Origin of the sequence: Iodobacter arcticus, assembly GCF_042664895.1 — a bacterium.
GTDB lineage: Bacteria > Pseudomonadota > Gammaproteobacteria > Burkholderiales > Chitinibacteraceae > Iodobacter > Iodobacter arcticus.
This window is the reverse complement of record NZ_JBHTBQ010000008.1, coordinates 80,021-98,571: the sequence shown is the minus strand read 5'-3', so window position 1 is coordinate 98,571 and position 18,551 is coordinate 80,021. Positions and strand designations below refer to the sequence as shown.

The following is an 18,551-nucleotide window of genomic DNA, read 5'->3' as shown; positions in this document are numbered from 1 at the left end:
TGCCCGTCACATGCTGAGGTAATAGCTGCTCGCCCCAAGCCGCACCATCACCTAATTGGAGAGAAACAAGACGCTGATCTTGATTAAAAGCGGCGGCAAAAGAAGCGAGTAAATCTGTGGCGCTCATAGCAACAACCCACGGATGACTGAAGCCACAACATTACACCACGCTTTGCGCTTACGCACTCCATGATTATGCGTAGCATGGCGACATGTAAGTTAAACCACTTACCCGTATTTCGATAACGGGTAATGCATACCGCAACAGGCGATCGGGCGCCAGCAGCGATCTGGCGCTCTTATTGGAGCGGCTAGACACACGTCTTTTAGTGTGTCTTCCTATTCGGGCAAGCATCGCATAGCCTCGTACACTCTATTTTATCCAGCGATTGACTTAGAGCACAGACAGAACGGCGGCAGGCTACAAAGCGCACATTTTCTTCGTGGGCCAGATCGCGATAGGCGCGCATCACATTGTGGCTTAAAAAATCAGTAAACAAGATCAGCAGATCAGCGCCTTTTAAGCTGGCTGGTTTACGCTGATGTGCTGCATTACGGCCTGAAACGTGTTTATGCACCTTAATGCCATAGCTCGATAAAAGATCAGGAATATTGCCCAGTACATCTGCGCCAACTAAATATGCGTTCATGATTAATACCCTAGGTGAGTGAATAAATTCATTCTCCTACAGTTGATAATGATTATCAATAGCATTTTTATTACAAGCTACATGTAAGCAATTAACCCTTCCATAGTACTTGCTCCAATCCAAGGTTATAGACTGCCGTGCTCTTTAAAAAAATCTAAATAAATCATCTAAATAAAGATAATTTATTTCATACAATCATTTGAAAATTAGCCATTCCAAACAAGAAAATGCTCAAAAATTGGGTTACCTTCGTTGTAAACATAAGGTAAACAACTTATTAAAATGAGGGGTTATTAAGCTGTTTTCACGCTAAATACAACACCTTCAAAGTAATTCATCATCCAACCCGATAAATTAATGTTGCACTGCGATAAGATCAAAAGCGGTGTTATTGACACAGACCAACACTAAGCCCGACATAAGCCTCCATTGTTTGCCTATTGCCCCATCTATAACCATGAGGAAACAGACATGCTGATTGCCATTCCCGCCGAAGCTTATCCTGGGGAATTCCGGGTCGCTGCCACGCCGGAGACGATAAAAAAACTGATCAAAGCCGGGCATACAGTCAGAGTAGAAAGTAAGGCTGGCTTACACGCCGCCATTAGCGATGCCGCCTATACCGAGGCTGGCGCAGAAATCGCACCGCACCCAGAGGCGCTTTACCAAGGCGCCCAACTTATTCTTAAAGTTCGTGCACCAGAAGCACATGAACTCGCGCAACTGCCTGATCATGCTGCGCTTGTCGCCCTATTTGATATTCATCGCTACGCTCATTTAGATGTGCTAAGCAGCAAAAACATCAGTGCTTACGCCTTGGAGCTGGTGCCGCGAATTACCCGCGCCCAGTCTATGGATGTTTTATCGTCCCAAGCCAATATTGCGGGGTATCGAGCGGTGCTACTGGCCACGCAATACTATCCACGCTTTATGCCGATGCTGATGACCGCTGCTGGCACGGTGAAACCCGCGCGCGTGTTGATTTTGGGAGCGGGTGTGGCTGGCTTACAAGCGATTGCAACGGCCAAACGGCTCGGGGCGATTGTGGAAGTCTTCGATGTGCGCCCTGCCACCCGTGAACAGGTGGAATCCTTAGGCGGCAAGTTTATTGAAGTGCCGTTAAATGACGCTGAAAAAGCTGCCGCAGAAACGGCTGGCGGTTATGCCCGCGAAATGTCGGAAGACTACAAACTGCGCCAAAGCGCGCTGATTGATCAACAATCCCGCCTTGCCGACATCATCATCAGCACCGCACAAATCCCAGGTAAAGCCGCGCCGGTATTGATCCCCGCAAGCACCGTACTCGGCATGAAAGCAGGCTCGGTGATTATCGATCTGGCCGTAGATAGTGGCGGCAACTGCCCCTTATCCAAGAGTGGCGAGGTGGTGCATAGCGAAAACGGCGTGATTATTGTGGGCCACGGCAATCTGGCTAGCTTGCTGGCGGCCGATGCGTCCGCGCTGTATGCCCGCAATATGCTGACTTTCCTCAGCCTTTTGCAAGATGCAGAGGGCGCTTATGCGCCGCATATGGATGACGAAATCATCAAAGCCACGCTGGTTAGCCATCAGGGCGAGCCCCTCTTTGGCAAAGCGCCTGCGCCCGCACACAACGTGACTCAGGCTCAAGCCGCTTGATGTAAATCCTAGCTAGCACTGCGGCGGGTTTCACCCGCCCTACAAATGACTTAAGGAGTACGCGATGTTTATTGAATCTGCCTCTGCCGTTGCAGAAGCAAGCAGCCACGCGCTGGCGGCTGATCCTTTTATTGGCAGCCTAACTATTTTTATTCTGGCTATTTTTGTGGGCTACCACGTTGTTTGGAATGTGACCCCAGCCTTACACACCCCGCTGATGGCGGTGACCAATGCCATTAGCGGCATTATCGTCGTCGGGGCCATGCTGCAAGTGGTGGATATCAATGCGCAGAGCATCAGCGTGACCAGTGTCTTGGGTGCGGCGGCAATTTTTCTGGCCAGTATTAATATCTTTGGCGGCTTTTTAGTCACGCAGCGCATGTTGGCGATGTTTAGAAGGAAGGCTAAATAATGCAAAACTTCACTTCTATTCTGTATTTGATTTCTGCCGTGCTATTTATTTTGTCGCTCAAAGGCTTGTCATCGCCAATGTCGGCCAGACGCGGTAATTTATTCGGCATGCTCGGCATGGCCATTGCCATCGTCACCTCATTTTTTGTGGCCGATAAGCCGGTGATTTGGCTGATCTTAGCCGCCATGTCGGCCGGTGCTGTAGTCGGCGCTTACAAAGCCCGTACCGTTGCCATGACCGCCATGCCCGAGCTGGTTGCAGCCATGCACTCTTTAGTCGGCTTATCTGCCGTACTGATTGCTGTTGCGGCAATTTTCCATCTGGGCGTCGGCCACAGCAGCATTCAAAAAATCGAGTTATTTATTGGCGCATTTATTGGTGCGATCACCTTTAGCGCCTCGGTCATTGCCTACGGCAAGCTATCGGGCAAATTTGGCGCAAGAGCGATTAACTTTAAAGGCCAGCATGGCTTAAATCTGCTACTCGCCCTTGCCATGCTGGGGTTCGGTGCGATGTATGTGGTCGCAGATAGCCAATCAGCTTTCTTAATCATGGTCGGCATTGCACTCGCACTGGGCGTACTGCTGATTATTCCCATTGGTGGCGCAGATATGCCGGTGGTGGTGTCGATGCTCAATTCCTATTCAGGCTGGGCGGCAGCGGGGATTGGTTTTACGCTGAATAATCCGGTACTGATTATTGCTGGGGCCTGCGTTGGCGCATCGGGGGCGATTTTATCCTACATCATGTGTAAAGCCATGAATCGCTCGATTATCTCGGTGCTTTTAGGTGGCTTTGGTGCGGCGGTGGTAGTCAGCGGGCCAGCGGGCTCAGCGCAAAAAAACTATCGCACCGGCAGCGCGGATGATGCCGCGTTCCTGATGGGAAACGCGGAAAAAGTCATCATCGTGCCAGGTTATGGTTTGGCGGTTTCTCGTGCCCAGCATGCCTTGCAAGAGCTGAGTGATTTACTAACCGCACGCGGCGTGGATGTTCGCTATGCCATTCACCCTGTGGCGGGTCGCATGCCGGGGCATATGAATGTGCTACTGGCCGAAGCCGAAGTACCTTACGACAAAGTGGTGGAAATGGAGGAAATCAACAGCGAGTTTTCCACTGCCGATGTGGTACTGATTATTGGCGCAAATGACGTGGTCAACCCTGCGGCTAAAAATGATCCAAGCAGCCCGATTTATGGCATGCCGATTTTAGAAGCCTATAAAGCCAAAACAGTGATGGTGGTTAAACGCTCAATGAATGCAGGCTACGCCGGGCTAGATAACGATCTGTTCTATATGGACAGAACCATGATGGTGTTTGGCGACGCTAAAAAGGTCGTTGAGCAGATGTTGCAGGCGGTGCATTAAGCGATTGCGAGGTATTGAAATACTTCGCAATTTTCAGCTTTAAGCTTCGTTGGCCAAACCTTGAACCACAGAGTGCCACAGAGAAAACCTCACAAAGATCGTCATTCCCGAGTGTTTCTGCCGGGAATCCAGCGCTCTGCTAGGGTCTGTGCTCTCTATGTCATCGAGGATTCAAGGTTTAGCTCTCTATCAAGGCAAGCTGAGCAGCAAATAAAAATGGCCCAGAAATCCTCTGGGCCATTTTTTTTGTAACGATCAAACCATCAAACCGTCACAGGTTTATCCAAAATGGGAGCGGGCTGAGCCACAACTTCAGACTCTAACTCCTCCGGCAAGACATCTTGCTCCGCACCCAACTCGTTTTCCCATTTGCACACCACACCGGTGGCCACGGCATTGCCGAGTACATTGGTGGCAGAGCGGCCCATATCTAGGAAGTGATCCACACCCAAAATCAGCAAGAGGCCCGCTTCAGGGATATTAAACTGCGATAGGGTTGCGGCAATCACCACCAAAGATGCACGTGGTACGCCGGCCATGCCTTTTGATGTCAGCATCAAAATCAGCAACATCATCACTTTTTGCATCAGTGTTAGCTCAATACCGTAAGCCTGAGCAATAAACAGCGTGGCAAAGGTGCAATACATCATCGAACCATCAAGGTTAAACGAGTAACCAATCGGCAATACAAAGCTGGATATTTTCTTATTACAACCAAATTTTTCCAGCTGCTCAAGGGTTTGCGGGTAAGCCGCTTCGCTGCTCGCCGTGGTAAAAGCCAGCAAAATGGCACCGCGAATGCGGCGTAATAAGCCAAACACACGCGTTTTTAAAAATACAAAGCCCAGTAAAGTAATCACGCACCACAGCACAAAAATACTTGCGTAAAAACCGGCCACAAATTTGCCATACACCGCCAATACTTCAATCCCTTCTTTGGCAATCACGGCCGCCATCGCGGCAAAAACCGCTACGGGTGCAAAATTCATGATGTAGGTGGTGATTTTAAGCATGACATGCGCAACCGCATCAATCACGTCAATCAAAGGCGTGGCCCGCTCGCCCAAAGCCGCGCCTGCTACACCAAAGAACAGAGAGAACACCACGATTTGCAGAATTTCATTCTTAGCCATTGCATCAAAAATGCTGGTTGGGAAAGCATGATGCAAAAAGTCTTTTAAATTCATCGCCCCTTTTGCGATGCCGCTTTCGGTGCCAACCGCTGGCAAGGCTAGATTCAGCCCAACACCCGGCTCCAGCAGCGTGACCATTACCAAACCCAACACTAATGATGTAAGCGACATAAACATAAACCAGCCCATGGTTTTTAAACCAATCCGGCCAATTGCACCGCTATCGCCCATTCTGGCAATGCCGACCACCAGTGTTGAAAACACCAGTGGCGCAATAATCATTTTGATCAGACGCAGAAAAATATCGCTAAGCAGCGATATATAAGAGGCAAAGGAAGCAAGGGAAGCGGAATTATCCGCATATTGATTCACGGTATAGCCACAGATAATCCCCAGCACCATGGCGAGGATAATAAACAAGGTTAAATTTTTAGACTGCATGAAAGCTCTCTGTATTCTTACTAAGTAAACCAGTACAAAAACGGACCACCACGAAAGCATATAAAACTCATGGTTTGATACCTCCACCCTTTTGAAGAGGTAGAAACGAGCGACCCCATTTAGATCTGAAACTTACTTAATTTTCTATTTTTAATCGGTGAAACGTTCTCATTCTCACCATGCGCCTTAAATTTCACGCCATTACACCGCAAGTCTTACTTGTACGCATGTGCAATATTTACATAGAGAGAAGTTAAGCGGCCGTTTCAGGCGATTCAATCCTACTGAAGCATGCCGCCAAAACACTTATATAGACTGGGCTTTTAGCCAGTGCCAAAGCATTTTATGTGAAGGAAAAAATTGCTTAAATAGCCCCAGAAGCGTTGCGCTCCCAATCAGAGCCAACACCAGCCAAGGCAAGCTCGGCATATTTAAGCTACGTGCATGATCCAGCAAAAAACCACCGCCGGTATAGCCAAACAGCCCACCTACAGCCAGCCCCATACGCCCCATGCCCATATAACTGGCACGTGCTTTTGGCTGCGCATAGCTGGCTAGCAAGGCTTCTCTAGCAGGCTCTGTAATTAAAGTGCCCAGATAGAAAAACGCCAGTACCACAAAAGCACCCACAACCCCAGTGACCAAGGCCATTGCGGCCATACTGACCGTCATCAAGGTAATGCCTGCCAATACCCGCACTTGCAAACTAAAGTAGCGCTCCCCTAAACGGGCCAGAGGGTAAAGTAAGCACAGTGCAAGCATAGCATCGAGGGTATACATCCAGCCCACGGCTTGCGCAGTGCCTGCTAACTGCTTTATCACCACCGGCAGCAGCAACATAATCTGTACACAGAGCACGTAATAGCCGCTCAAGGTAAACACAAACAAGAGAAAAGGTTTATCCACCAAAACCACACGAATCGCCGTTAATGCTGCCGTGCGTTTGGCCGCCACGCGATAAGCAGGCAAAAGTACCGCGTTGACCAGAGCAGCCAGAACAAATACCGCAGCCCCCCCCATCGCCACCCAGTAAAAATCAAAAACCAGCAACCACGATCCAAACAAAGCCCCCACCATAGCTGCGGCACTCTCTTGCATCATCAGTAGCGAATAAAAACGATTGCGCTCATGCGGGCGAGTCAGCTTAATAATCAGTGCACTCCTTGGCGGATCAAACAAGGTGCCGCCAAGACCTGATAAAACACAGGAAAAAACCAAAATACTAGGATGAGTCGCCAGCCCCATCACCGCAAAGCCAGCGGCGCGCAGCAACATGCCAGACACAATTAATGGCTTGGCTCCAAAGCGATCCGCTAAAGAACCGCCTAACAGGCCCAAGCCCTGCTGCGACAATTGCCTTATCCCCAAAGCCAGCCCCACTGCCGCAGCGGCCCAACCCAACTGATCGACAAAATGCAGGCTAATCAGTGGAAAAACCAGAAAAAAACCGCAAACAACCAACATATTGTCCAGCATAATAAAACGCCGCCCCAGCCGCCTTGCCCGCTCTGCCCCAGCCATTTTGCATCTCCTTTCATGATTAATGCATATTCTCAACTGTGGCCAGTTATTATAGAAGCCGTGAACTGCTAATATTTAATATGGATTTTACTTATGGCTCTGAATATTGATGATTTGCAATTGCTGATCGATATTGTGGCCTGTGGCAGCTTTAGTCAGGCAGCAGCAAGGCGCAGCTGGTCTCAGCCCCAAGTCAGCCAACGCGTCAGCTTGCTCGAAGCCGATATTGGCGCGCAATTATTTCAACGCCACCGCCGAGGCGCGATTCCTACCGCGGCCTGCCTGTCTTTTTTGCCCGCTGTACAAGAAGCACTGGCCGCGCTGGAAGCAGGCAAAACAGCCATCCAGGGCGCACCCGCCCTGCCCAGAATGACACTCGCCTGCATGCCCTCTTTAGCTTCCGTAGTGTTTGGCCCTATCTTGGTAGCACTTGCCAAGGCACCAATGGAAATCCGCTGCAGCACCGATCACTCACAAACCATTATGGAAAACCTGCTCAGCGCTAAGGCGCAGCTGGGCTTTATCATCAAATGTCCCGCCGTAGCAGGGATTCAAATGGAGCGCATCTGGCGATCGCCGATTATTGCCGTAGTGCATAAACGCCACTCACTTGCCAAAGCAGAGCTGCTAACGCTGGCCGATATTGCCAACGAGCAATTGGCGCCACAGTTTTGGGGTGATGCCTGTGATCAGCTGATTAGCCAGCTACGCAGCTTACGTAGCGTAAGCGAGCCCATTCACGCCATTCAGCCCGCCAGCGCCGCTCGGGAAATGGCGATGGAACATGGCTTTTTAACTTTTATGCCCGAAGTGGCCGTAAAACGGGATTTACGCGAAGGGCGGCTGATTAAGCTAAACATCAGCGATTTGCCGCTTTGGGAGTGGGAAGTGATGATGGCTTGGCGCAGCGGCAAGCGTGCAGATGTAAGCAAGCAGTTGGTGATTGATACGGTCAGGGCGATGGCGGCAGATTGGGCCTAAGCCGCTAAATTAACCTAGACCGCGCAGGCCCCGCTGTTATTTTTCAACAGCAACACGTATTTTTTCTATATCTACGGCGTTTAAATACTTTGGAATATTGGTCCACATTGAATGATAGCCATAAGCCCCATTCATTAATTCATCCAAAGCCTGCTCTTTGCTCCAGCCCTGATAAAGAATGCGGTATATGGCCGAAATCAAACCGGTACGATCAGCACCATGCAGGCAATGCAATAAAACAGGCGCCTCAGCCTGTTTTATTGCACGTAAAGCGGCAATCACGTCTTTATCTTCAATATCCCAGGTATTCATCGGCACTCGAACAGATTTCAGACTTGTATTTTTTAAGATTTTTTGATCCGAATGAAAAGCCCGCAAACTCACCACCGTTTTTACGCCTAAAGACTGAATCAGAGCCACATCTTTAACATCCAGCTGGGCGCTGCGATAAAACTCGGGTGTTACCCTAAATAAATTGACCGAATGCTCAATAGGCGTCGCCCACTCGGCTTTACGTGCCGGCTCAGCAGCATAGGCAGGCAAAGCCAATAACATCACCATCAATAATTTAAATACCACATTGAACATTACTCAGCCTTTCTTAACAGAAAAATAAAATTTATGGGTGTTGGCTCAGCACCGTATCAAGCACCTGCTGGCCTGCGGCAGGTCGGCCCAAAGCGCGCGCTTTTATGCTCATTTCAGCAAGTTTGCTAGGGTTGTCTAATAAATACCGAATCCGATATTCCAAAGTCACCGCATCAAATGCCTTCAGGGCCACACCTTGCTCTAGTAAGAAATCCGCATTACGCTCTTCCTGCCCCGGAATCGGCGCATTCACAATCATCGGCAACCCCATCGCCAGGCATTCAGAAGTAGTCAGGCCACCGGGCTTAGTCACTACCAAATCCACACATGCCATCAACCGCTCTACTTTATCTGTAAAGCCTTGTGGTAAAACGCGGCCCGGATAGCGCAGAGACAATGCCTGCAATGCCGCCAAAGCCGCCTCATTTTTACCCGCCATCGCGATCAGCTGAAAATCTCCTTCCATTGCCAATAACCTTGCCGCAATCGCATCCAAGCTGCCCAAGCCTGCGCCGCCGCCCATTAATAAAATGGTCGTGCGTTTGCCATCTAAGCCAAACTCGGCAGCGCATTGCTCGCGGCTGGCTACCGCAGTAAAACTTGGCATAATGGGTATGCCTGTTACACTAATTTTTTCAGCTGCAATGCCTTGCGCCTGCATGCGGAAAGCCACCTCATCATTTGCAGCAAAATACCCTGCCATCCCCTCGTGTACCCACATTCGGTGCAAATCAAAATCAGTCACCTGCACCCACACAGGGCAATTTAATACTTCTTTTTTGAGCTGTCTGGATAAAATCTCGGCGGGCAAAAAGTGAGTGCAAATAATGGCATCCGGTTTAAATGCAGTGATTTCTTTTAATAGTGCACGCGCATTCATCCGCTCTAGTTTTTGCCGTAATTTTTCTATTGAGCTGTCAGCCTGAGCATCATTGCTAGAGTTATATAAATACCCCCATAGCGCAGGGGCTTTATTCACCAATTTAATATAAAAATCGGTATATATTTTTCTAAACCCTGCCGTTACATATTGCATCACATCTAAATGCAGCACTTCCAGATGGGCATCGCCGATATTTGCATAAGCGCGAATGGCCTCAGCCGCACGCACATGCCCGGCACCAGCAGAAACACTCAGTAATAATATTTTTTGCATAGGTTTAAGAAACACTGATTAAAAAAACAGAATAACGAGCATAGCACTTTAAAAGTACTGCTGCGAATAATCACTACACTCTATACAAAAAGTAAAATTAAATAAAAACCATGTGTATCATTTTTTTACAATCTAAAAACTCGCTCAGGCTAGGCCAATCAGTGATTCATTTTAAGGATCATCTGATCGTCTTTTAACGTTACCTCAAAGCGCTTAATCACATTCATACCGAGTAATATTTCATCACCCAGCTGCGGCACTACGCCTACGGTCACCTGATTAAACTCAAAAGGCCCAAATGAAAACTGCTCAAGCTTAGACTGATAACCCTGCACCACGCCATTTGCTGTTTGCGACATAAAAGGCTGGCCTTCCTTAAGCTGCAAGCGCTCTGCCAGCGGTGCGCCTAAAGTCATCATTGTTGCACCTGTATCAATAAGCAACACCACAGGCTGGCCGTTTATGCGGCCATTTAAACGAAAATGCCCGTCTCTGGAGCGCTTCAAAATAAGTTGCTGCCCCTGCCCTGAGCTCAGCGATGTCCGTGTATTGGGGTTGTATTGATACGCTAAAAAAGCATTAAATCCCCAATAAATACCACCTGCCACCAATAGCCACACTAAAACAATAGACAACGTCGAACGCATACCTTCCCTTATTCACATACGATTTAATGATTATTTAAATCAAGCACATCGCCCATATAGCTAAGCGTATGCCGACCTGCGGCTTTGGCCTGATACAAAGCGGCATCTGCGGCAGCGATCACCTCATCTATATTTGATCCGTTTTCAGGAAACCAAGCCAGACCAATGCTCATCCCCGTTTTAACTTGCTGCCCGTCAATCAGCACAGGCTCATCAAAACCCTGTAAAAGACGCTGACAAATGCTAATTGCATCACCTCGGCTAATAGGCCCGGCAAAGATCATGGCAAACTCATCCCCACCCAAGCGCGCCACCGTATCGCACTGGCGCAAAGTATCCATTAAACGTAGAGCCACGATTTGCAAAAGCTGATCCCCTGCACCATGGCCCATACTATCGTTGATTCGCTTAAAATGATCTAAATCAATGAGTGCCAAGGCAAACTCGCCCCCCTGCTGCTGGGCTTTGCCAAACACGTGCAATAAGCGTTTTTGAAACATTCGCCGGTTAGGCAAGCCTGTTAAGGCATCGCTATACGCCATTTCTTCAAGCTTGCTTTGGCTGGCCCGTAACTGCTCAAATGTTTGCTGATGTTTTAATATTTCAAGCGATAGCTCTTTTGTTCTTTGATTTACTTTTTCTTCCAAAGTAGCACGATATAATTCGGCCTCTTGTAAACGCGCCGTTTTTTCTGCAACCGCCATATTGAGCGCAGCTGTTGCGGATTTTTTAAGGCTATTTACTTTTTCAGCTAAAGCCTGAGAAAATAAAATAGCGCTCCATGCCCCCGCTATAAAATAAAATATCATATTAAAACGATTAGCTTCAATAATGCCCTGAGTCAGCAATACCAATAAAGCACTACCAATCAGCGTAGGCCCTTCACCCAGTAAATAATATCTGGCCCATACCGAGCCCAGATAGCTAAGATACGCAGACATCGCCAAGACCAGAGGCAGCCATACAGCCCCCGCCCATTGAGTTAACAGCTCAGCCCAGGAATATTTGTGAATAAACACCAAAAAAAATACAAATAAATAGACAATAACAACACCATACAAAACACAATTAAACCATTTTCTTCTTACTGAATCACCCAACAAAGAAATAGCAAATAATATAGAAAAAATACCCGCAGTCGCACTAATACATGAAGACAACCCTTTATAGCGGTAAAACTCACTCGTCCATAAAATATTCAAATCAAGGCCACTCACATTTATTGCATAAAACATATAACTCAATATGGCTAAAAAATACAATAAAAACATTTTATCTTTTAATCTTAAATAAATAAGCAAATTATAAAAAGACAAACCCAACATAATTCCAAGCAATATGCCATAAAAAAGATACTCGCTCAAAGTTAAATCAATCCATTGCTCTTGCTGCCAGATTTTTACAGGAAAAACAAAAGCACTATGCACAGTTGAGCGCCAATAGATCACCATGCTTTGATATTGATTAAATTCAATAGGGTAAAAAAATGGCCGACCAGATAAAGGGCGAATCGAAAAAGGCTCATATTTTCTTGAAATATGTTCTATATATTGACCATTTTTATCCGGCGCATAAAACAATAACTCAACAGGGCTAAATGTCTGGTAATCCAACCACCAGCGTTTTGGCGCATCGTGGCTAAGCTGCAGCTGAATACGAAACCAAACCGGGTGACGAATCTGCGCCAGCACATTACGCCCCCCCGCAGAGACAAACTCCGCGTGGTTACGCACATCATCCAGCTTCATTTTTCCTGAAGTATCAATAAAGTATTCAATATTTGAATTGATATATTCGGCACTACTTTGACGATGCAAAATAAACGACGAGGAAGGGCCCCTCGCCTGGCTACCAGAAATCAGACCAAATAAACAAACAATGAGTATGAAGACTTTAAGCATTCTTAGTGACTACACATTTTAGAAAACATAAGTTCAACACTCTATAGACAGGTAATTAGTGTAAATATAACAAAACTTCACACAAATTTCTGTCTTTGTTCTTACTTGACAAGATAGAATCACTAGGGCAGAAGATTATTTCATCGTACTAAACACAGCCATTAGCCCAATGACCTGCTCACTCAGATGCAGGCAAACCATCCATCACAAACCAAAAATCCCTTTTAATAAATCCACCGCATCCGGTGACTTTGGCTTGTCCTGTGGCGGCCGCTCGCCGGGGGCTTGCTCCATCCCTAGCATGCCCACCATGCTGGTCGCCATTGATTTTAGCCGGATTTTTGCCGCCCACTGTGGATTCCACACGGCTTTGGGATCTTTAGGGCGGGGAGGATAAGCAAGATTGAGCTCATCACCGTAAGCAATTAGCCGCAACATGCCTTGTCCTAATGCTTCTTTGGGGGCTTTGCATTCTGTGCTTTGGGCGGGAAGTAATACTTTTTCTTTAAGCCAGCGATCTATCGCGGCATTAGGCTGGTAATCGAGCAGACCAAAGCCCGCATCGGGCAGCTCGCTAGAAGTCCAAAACACCATTTCATCTTGATTCTTCATACTCATACTGGCCATAAACCACGCCCTAGCCTGCGGCATGGTCTGCCAATTAAACACCACCGCCAGCCCTTCATCTCGCTGCTTTAAATCAATTGCGGGCATTAAATCGTGCTGGGCATCCAGATTAAATTTAAAGCCTTCTGGCACACCATCGCCGCTCAATTCATGCTCGCCTTGCAGGGACGCGCCATCGGGAATCATACGGCTATCGCTTTTATTGGGCCAGATCGGGCGACCTGGACTGCTATGCGTGCCGCGCGTTGTGGCTCGGCGGCTTTGAAATACCCTAGCAAAGTCGGCCATATCGGCTGTGGCCATATCCAGCACACGCGGCTGGCCTTTTCTCACCTCGCTGCCACAGCCCCAATAGAGCAACACTTTGCCCTTAGGACGCTGAAATTCAGGCGCAGGGGTCTCCTCCTCTGATTCAGTCAGCGGCACAGGCTTGCCTTCTTGCGGGCTAAACAAACTCAGCTGCGGCGCAAGCTGGCTACCCTGCGGTACTTTTTGCACGCCCCCTTGCAAGCTAGGATTCTTGCGGGTGGAAAGCGTGACATCCATCCAGCGCCCTGCCAAAGCGCCTTGAGTATTTCCAAAGCTATTTGCGCCCTTGCTTGCGCCAAACATACCCCCAAGCAGACCACCCACAGAGCCCATGCCTGCTGGCATCATCGAGCCAGAATAAGTCGCTAAATCAATCCAAACCTGAGCCACAGGCGGTGTCGACTTTGGCGGTGTAGCCGCAAAAGTCATACCCACACAGCCCAATAAACAAAGAGAAATGGCACGCATAAAGACCTCGACTCAAGAACAGGGATTGCTCCTAGTTCTAGTCGAGAATAGGCAGGGGGTAAAGAAGAAGAGGCTAGCTGCATCACTGAGAAATCAATGACAAGCATTGAATCAACGTAGGGCGGGTGCAACCCGCCATTTTCTAGCATTTCATGCCAAAGTCTAGCCGTTTTCACCCCAATCCTGTCAACTTAAGCTTATTTCCTTGTGTGAATCGGTGTTTATAGGGTGTACAACGACGCAGTCGGAGCGCAAAGAGCGGTGCGCAAGAAAAACGACTTGCACACCCTATAAAAATCAAGCTTTGTCTCGCTAAGTTGACAGGATTGGGTTTCACTCACCCTACGATGTTTACTTACCCCAAGCACCCCGCCGTGCCTTACCTACCGCCGCTGGCTTACGACTGGTATTTTGCTTTTGCAGTAACTTATCGATTTGCTCGGAAGTCGATTGCATTAAGGACTCGGCCATTTCGCCACTTGGGAAGGTATCTGGCATTCTGAAGCCTAGCCATGCATAGGCGGAATACAGCTTGCAAGTGTCTTCCAAGTATTGCAATTCATTACGCCCGCCCATGCCATCCATACGTAAGAGTGGCACGGCACGACACTTGGCACGGGCTTGCGTCCAGTCTTTAAACGCCGACTCCAGCATGGCAAATTTGGTGGAAATAGGGCAAAGGCTAAATACAAAGCGATCGGTAAGCGGCAGAGTCAGCGTATCCAACCAGCGGGCTTTTTCGATTTGCTCGCTTAAATTGGCAGGCAAGAAGAATTCATCATGCACATTAATATGCTTGGCAAATAGCTCTAGCAAAGGCTGTAATTTGGTCTCGCCGGTTGCACCAGAAATTTGCTGTAGATAATCCAGATTTGGGGACACAAAGAAGCCGGTACTTGGCAATGGCTCCGCTGCCTGCTTCAATAATGCGGCAATCACCTGGTGTGTTTTCGCGTCCAGCCCAGCTACAAAGCCTGCTTCATGCTCGCCAAAACGCCCTGCCCGCCCAGCAATTTGCTTAGCCAGCGAGGCGGCAATCGTGCCTTCGGCGTAGCCATCCCATTTATTGGCCGTGGTAAAAATAATCCGTCTGGCGGGCGTATTAAGACCCATGCCGATGGCGTCGGTGCCCACGACAATTTTAGTGGTGCCATCGATAAATCGCTCGGCCTGCGCTTGGCGCACTTCGGGGGATAAATTGCCGTAAATTGCCGACACTTTAAAGCCCTGCTCAATCGCCTGATCGCGCCAGTTCAATACTTCGCGGCGCGAAAACGCAATCAGCACATCACCCGCCTGCAAATTAGATAAAGAACCTAGCGGTTTTTTCTCCATTTCCAGCGGCGACATGCGCTGTAGTTTTCGCACCTCTAATGTGCCGCCCACCCGCTTGACCAAGGATTCAATCGCGGGCTGTGCTTCCAGCGCGCCAAGCAAATACACGGTACTGGCTGGCACGCCACACACCGCTGCCGTCCAAGCCGCGCCTCGGTCTTGATCTTCTAAAAGTTGGATTTCGTCGATCACAGCGACTTCAATCACCCGATTAGGGTTGAGCATTTCTACCGTGCTGGCCACATGGGTGGCCTCGGGGTGCAGCTTTCTTTGCTCGCCGGTAATCAGGCTGACCGCCACACCGGCATCCGTTAATCGACGGTAATTTTCTAAAGCCAATAAACGCAGCGGGGCTAAATACACGCCAGATTTGGCTTTCATCAAATGCTGCATGGCCGCATGGGTTTTACCCGAATTGGTCGGGCCAAGAATGGCAATAAAATGCCTTGGCATGGCTTGCGCCACGGTAAACGATTCGGGATACAGCGATAAATTCACTGCATTATGGGTTTTGTCTGCCTGACGTGTAGCCGCCTTGCCGCCTTTTAGCGCGTCGATCCGATCCAGCGCCAGCTGGCAGCGGAACCGTGCCAGCTCGTATTTAGCCTGAAACGCCGTCAGCGTTGCGGTGGGGTCGAGATCAAAATCGCGGGCAATCACCAGTACTTGTTCAGCGCAGAGCAAAAGCTGCGCTTCTAATTTGGCACGAGCCTCGTCATTCCAGCGCGCTTTAAGCATGGCAAAACGCGCTGCGCTGTCAAGCTTGCGCCACTTGCTGCTTTTACCTAAAAAGCCTTCATCCGGCACCAGATGATAGGGAATATGCAAACCATGTATAACAAGTTCACCCTGCACAGAAACGGCGTAGCAACCATCGGTCGTGACCAGCGTAGCGTGATGCGTTTGCAAATAATCATGAATTAAAGAAAGTTCTGGAGCATCACTAAGAGAGTCGGTCATAGGGTCTACTGTATTCAAGGTCAAAAATGGCTGAACGCCTTAGTCAGAAGTATACAGTAGCCCCTTCAATGCCGATGAAAACAGATTACTGGGGCGACTTGGCAGAGACCACTTCATCATCCAGCCATTCTCGCCACACCGCCAGAGCAACCGCTAATATCACGGGACCTAAAAACAGACCGACCAGACCAAAAGCAGCCAAGCCGCCGAGCACGCCAAACAGCGCCAAAACAAACGGAATATCCACGACCTCAGACAATACCAAAGGCCGGACAATATTATCAACCCAGGAAACAACCATGAGGCCCCAAATCAGCAAGCCTATTCCTGCTGCAGTTTGCCCCGTAAAGAGCAGCCACAAACCTGCCGCCCCCCACACCAGCGGCGTTCCAAAAGGCACCATGGCCAATAAAACCGTCACCGCAGCCAAAGTAACGGGGGCAGACAAGCCTGCAGCCCAATAGCCCAAACCCGCCACAGCGCCTTGAATCAGCGCCGTCAGCACGATGCCGTAAACCACCGCCCGCGTGGTTAATGCAACCGTTTTTAAATACCCGCCAGCCCGCTCACCCAATAAAGAAATACAGATTGTACGGATTTGCCGTGCCACACTGTCTCCATGCAAATACACAAAGAACAGCGTAAACAAGGCAAAAACCATTTTAACCATGTTTTTTCCAATGCCGCCCAGCAAAGCAAAAGCATAGGCATCTAGCTGGCGTAAATGATTTTTAAGCTCAATGCTAATTTGTGCCGGCTCTGCCAATAAAGCACCGAGCGATTCGCTTAGCTCAGCCCCAAAAATCGGCAACTTAGCTATAAATGCAGGAGGCCTGATACGCCCCGACCCAAGCTCTGCTGTGAGTAGATCAATAAAAGGGCTACTTTCTACCCTAAGTAAAAACAACAGCCAAATGACAGGAAACACCACCAAAGCCGACATCAGTAACGCCAGCAGCAAAGCAGAGGCCGTCTGCCTTTTTCCCGTTTTCATTAACAGCCAAAGGTATACAGGCCACGTTGAAAAACCTAAAATACACGCCCACAATATTGGGATAATAAAAGGCGTTAATACAACAGATACCGCCAGCCCAAGTACACCCAGAAACATCACAAGCAATACACGCTTTGCCAATGGGTGGGTAGTGAGCTCGCGCATCATTCAAACTTATCCGAGCGTAAAACCTCAACATCCTGCAAAAAAGCTACCATGGCGTAATTTGCAAAATATGTGGCTTGCAGGTGCAGTAACGTCGATTCAGCCACAGCCCGCGGAAAAACCATTTCAATCCGAATATTTGCAGACTTTGTCCAAGCCCCTTCCCTCACCCCGTGGCTGCCACGGCCACGGGCATCCGAGATGGTATAGCCACGCACGCCAAGCCGATCTAAATCACGCACCAACACTTGCTCTATTGCTGCCTCTGTAATCACCGTCAACAGGGTACGTGCCTGGGTATTCAAACTCATCCGAAGACTCCGATAAAATAACTGGCCAATCGATGGTACAAAGGAATACCAATCAAAATATTAAAAGGAAATGTAACGCCCAGCACGGCCGCCAAAGAAACAACCGGATTCGCTTCAGGAATTGCAAGCCGCATCGTAGCAGGAACGGCAATATACGAAGCACTTGCGGCCAGCGTTGCCAGCAAGGTGACGCCCCCCAGAGACAAGCCCAGCAGAACGCCGCATCCGGCACCCAGCACAGCGCCCAAAAGAGGCATCAATATCGCAAAAGACAATATAAACAGGCCCCGTTTTTTAAGCTCGTCGACCTGATGACTCACAATCAGCCCCATTTCCAATAAAAACAGCGCCAACACTCCTTTAAATAAATCAAAAAATAAAGGCTTTATCGAAGCCAAGCCGTCCGGACCAGCGATCCAGCCAATCAGCATCCCTCCCAGCAGCAAGATCACGCCTTTGCCAAGCAGGGCTTCATGTACCAGCTCACCCCAGCGAGTTTGCTTACCCACACCACGCATCAACACAATGCCGACTAAAATGGCGGGAATCTCCATCACCGCCAGAAAGATGGTCATTTGCGATTCAAAAGCGATATCCCGCGTCGTAAGCCAGCTTACCCCCACGGCAAAAGTCGCTACGCTGACCGAGCCGTAGTGTGCCGCCATAGAAGAGGCATCGGCACGTGAAAAGCGGCCGATATACTGCAAGATAATAAACGCAAGCAAAGTAAGCAAAACCCCCAGCACCACCACAGCCAGCAGCTGCGGCAATAAAGGTGCAAGGGGTTGAGAAGCAAGACCTTGCCCACCTTTCAAACCAATGGCGACAAGTAGAAAAACAGAAAGGGATTCATACAAGGCAACGGGCAGCTTCAACTCTGAACGCAGCAAGCCCGCCGCCAGACCAAACAAAAAAAACAAGACAACCGCATCAATCATCTAACTAAC

General features: G+C 48.8%; 16 protein-coding genes. 4 read left to right on the top strand and 12 right to left on the bottom strand.

The window, feature by feature from the left end:
- Nucleotides 1-326 precede the first annotated feature (326 nt).
- Complete coding sequence (locus tag ACFQNF_RS05370; RefSeq protein ID WP_380186696.1) at nt 327-650, bottom strand: DUF2325 domain-containing protein; 324 nt, start codon at nt 648-650, stop codon at nt 327-329.
- 471 nt (nt 651-1,121) lie between these two features.
- Here ACFQNF_RS05370 and ACFQNF_RS05365 point away from each other — a divergent pair, with 471 nt between their 5' ends.
- The 3 genes from ACFQNF_RS05365 (at nt 1,122) to ACFQNF_RS05355 (ending at nt 4,067) form a co-directional block, all read left to right on the top strand.
- Nucleotides 1,122-2,288 carry a Re/Si-specific NAD(P)(+) transhydrogenase subunit alpha gene (locus ACFQNF_RS05365; RefSeq protein WP_380186694.1) on the top strand — a complete coding sequence of 389 codons (1,167 nt, stop codon included), beginning with the start codon at nt 1,122-1,124 and terminating at the stop codon, nt 2,286-2,288.
- 64 nt (nt 2,289-2,352) lie between these two features.
- Nucleotides 2,353-2,700 carry a proton-translocating transhydrogenase family protein gene (locus ACFQNF_RS05360; RefSeq protein WP_380186693.1) on the top strand — a complete coding sequence of 116 codons (348 nt, stop codon included), beginning with the start codon at nt 2,353-2,355 and terminating at the stop codon, nt 2,698-2,700.
- Nucleotides 2,700-4,067 carry an NAD(P)(+) transhydrogenase (Re/Si-specific) subunit beta gene (locus tag ACFQNF_RS05355; RefSeq protein WP_380186692.1) on the top strand — a complete coding sequence of 456 codons (1,368 nt, stop codon included), beginning with the start codon at nt 2,700-2,702 and terminating at the stop codon, nt 4,065-4,067. The genes ACFQNF_RS05360 and ACFQNF_RS05355 overlap by 1 nt, the downstream gene beginning before the upstream one ends.
- Nucleotides 4,068-4,330: 263 nt before the next feature.
- Here the strand turns inward: ACFQNF_RS05355 and ACFQNF_RS05350 are convergent, their stop codons facing one another.
- Together ACFQNF_RS05350 and mdtH are read right to left on the bottom strand one after the other, a co-directional pair.
- Nucleotides 4,331-5,641 carry a dicarboxylate/amino acid:cation symporter gene (locus tag ACFQNF_RS05350; RefSeq protein ID WP_380186691.1) on the bottom strand — a complete coding sequence of 437 codons (1,311 nt, stop codon included), beginning with the start codon at nt 5,639-5,641 and terminating at the stop codon, nt 4,331-4,333.
- 306 nt (nt 5,642-5,947) lie between these two features.
- Complete coding sequence (gene mdtH / locus ACFQNF_RS05345; protein WP_380186690.1) at nt 5,948-7,162, bottom strand: multidrug efflux MFS transporter MdtH; 1,215 nt, start codon at nt 7,160-7,162, stop codon at nt 5,948-5,950.
- Nucleotides 7,163-7,255: 93 nt separating this feature from the next.
- On the opposite strand from mdtH, the gene ACFQNF_RS05340 reads away from it, so the two are divergent.
- Nucleotides 7,256-8,143: a LysR family transcriptional regulator gene (locus ACFQNF_RS05340; RefSeq protein WP_380186689.1), complete on the top strand. Its 888-nt coding sequence runs from the start codon at nt 7,256-7,258 to the stop codon at nt 8,141-8,143.
- A gap of 36 nt (nt 8,144-8,179) precedes the next feature.
- Here the strand turns inward: ACFQNF_RS05340 and ACFQNF_RS05335 are convergent, their stop codons facing one another.
- The 9 genes from ACFQNF_RS05335 to ACFQNF_RS05295 form a co-directional block, all read right to left on the bottom strand.
- Nucleotides 8,180-8,731, bottom strand: coding sequence for a dual specificity protein phosphatase family protein (locus ACFQNF_RS05335; RefSeq protein WP_380186687.1), 552 nt, complete (start codon nt 8,729-8,731; stop codon nt 8,180-8,182).
- 31 nt (nt 8,732-8,762) lie between these two features.
- The gene (locus ACFQNF_RS05330) at nt 8,763-9,887 is read right to left on the bottom strand and encodes an MGDG synthase family glycosyltransferase (RefSeq protein ID WP_380186686.1); all 1,125 of its coding nucleotides are present in this window, start codon (nt 9,885-9,887) and stop codon (nt 8,763-8,765) included.
- 158 nt (nt 9,888-10,045) lie between these two features.
- A complete protein-coding gene (locus tag ACFQNF_RS05325; protein ID WP_380186684.1) occupies nt 10,046-10,534 on the bottom strand; it encodes a retropepsin-like aspartic protease family protein in 489 nt (162 codons plus the stop codon).
- Nucleotides 10,535-10,557: 23 nt separating this feature from the next.
- The gene (locus ACFQNF_RS05320; protein ID WP_380186682.1) at nt 10,558-12,435 is read right to left on the bottom strand and encodes a diguanylate cyclase domain-containing protein; all 1,878 of its coding nucleotides are present in this window, start codon (nt 12,433-12,435) and stop codon (nt 10,558-10,560) included.
- Between the two features lie 204 nt (nt 12,436-12,639).
- Nucleotides 12,640-13,839, bottom strand: coding sequence for a hypothetical protein (locus ACFQNF_RS05315; protein ID WP_380186680.1), 1,200 nt, complete (start codon nt 13,837-13,839; stop codon nt 12,640-12,642).
- Between the two features lie 351 nt (nt 13,840-14,190).
- Entirely contained in the window at nt 14,191-16,134 is a 1,944-nt protein-coding gene (locus ACFQNF_RS05310) for a helicase-related protein (RefSeq protein ID WP_380186678.1), read from the bottom strand.
- Between the two features lie 85 nt (nt 16,135-16,219).
- Nucleotides 16,220-17,245, bottom strand: coding sequence for an AI-2E family transporter (locus ACFQNF_RS05305; RefSeq protein WP_380186703.1), 1,026 nt, complete (start codon nt 17,243-17,245; stop codon nt 16,220-16,222).
- Between the two features lie 47 nt (nt 17,246-17,292).
- Nucleotides 17,293-17,604: a P-II family nitrogen regulator gene (locus ACFQNF_RS05300; RefSeq protein WP_380186676.1), complete on the bottom strand. Its 312-nt coding sequence runs from the start codon at nt 17,602-17,604 to the stop codon at nt 17,293-17,295.
- On the bottom strand, nt 17,601-18,542 hold the full coding sequence (locus ACFQNF_RS05295; RefSeq protein WP_380186674.1) for a sodium-dependent bicarbonate transport family permease: 942 nt from the start codon (nt 18,540-18,542) through the stop codon (nt 17,601-17,603). The genes ACFQNF_RS05300 and ACFQNF_RS05295 overlap by 4 nt, the downstream gene beginning before the upstream one ends.
- Nucleotides 18,543-18,551: the final 9 nt, after the last annotated feature.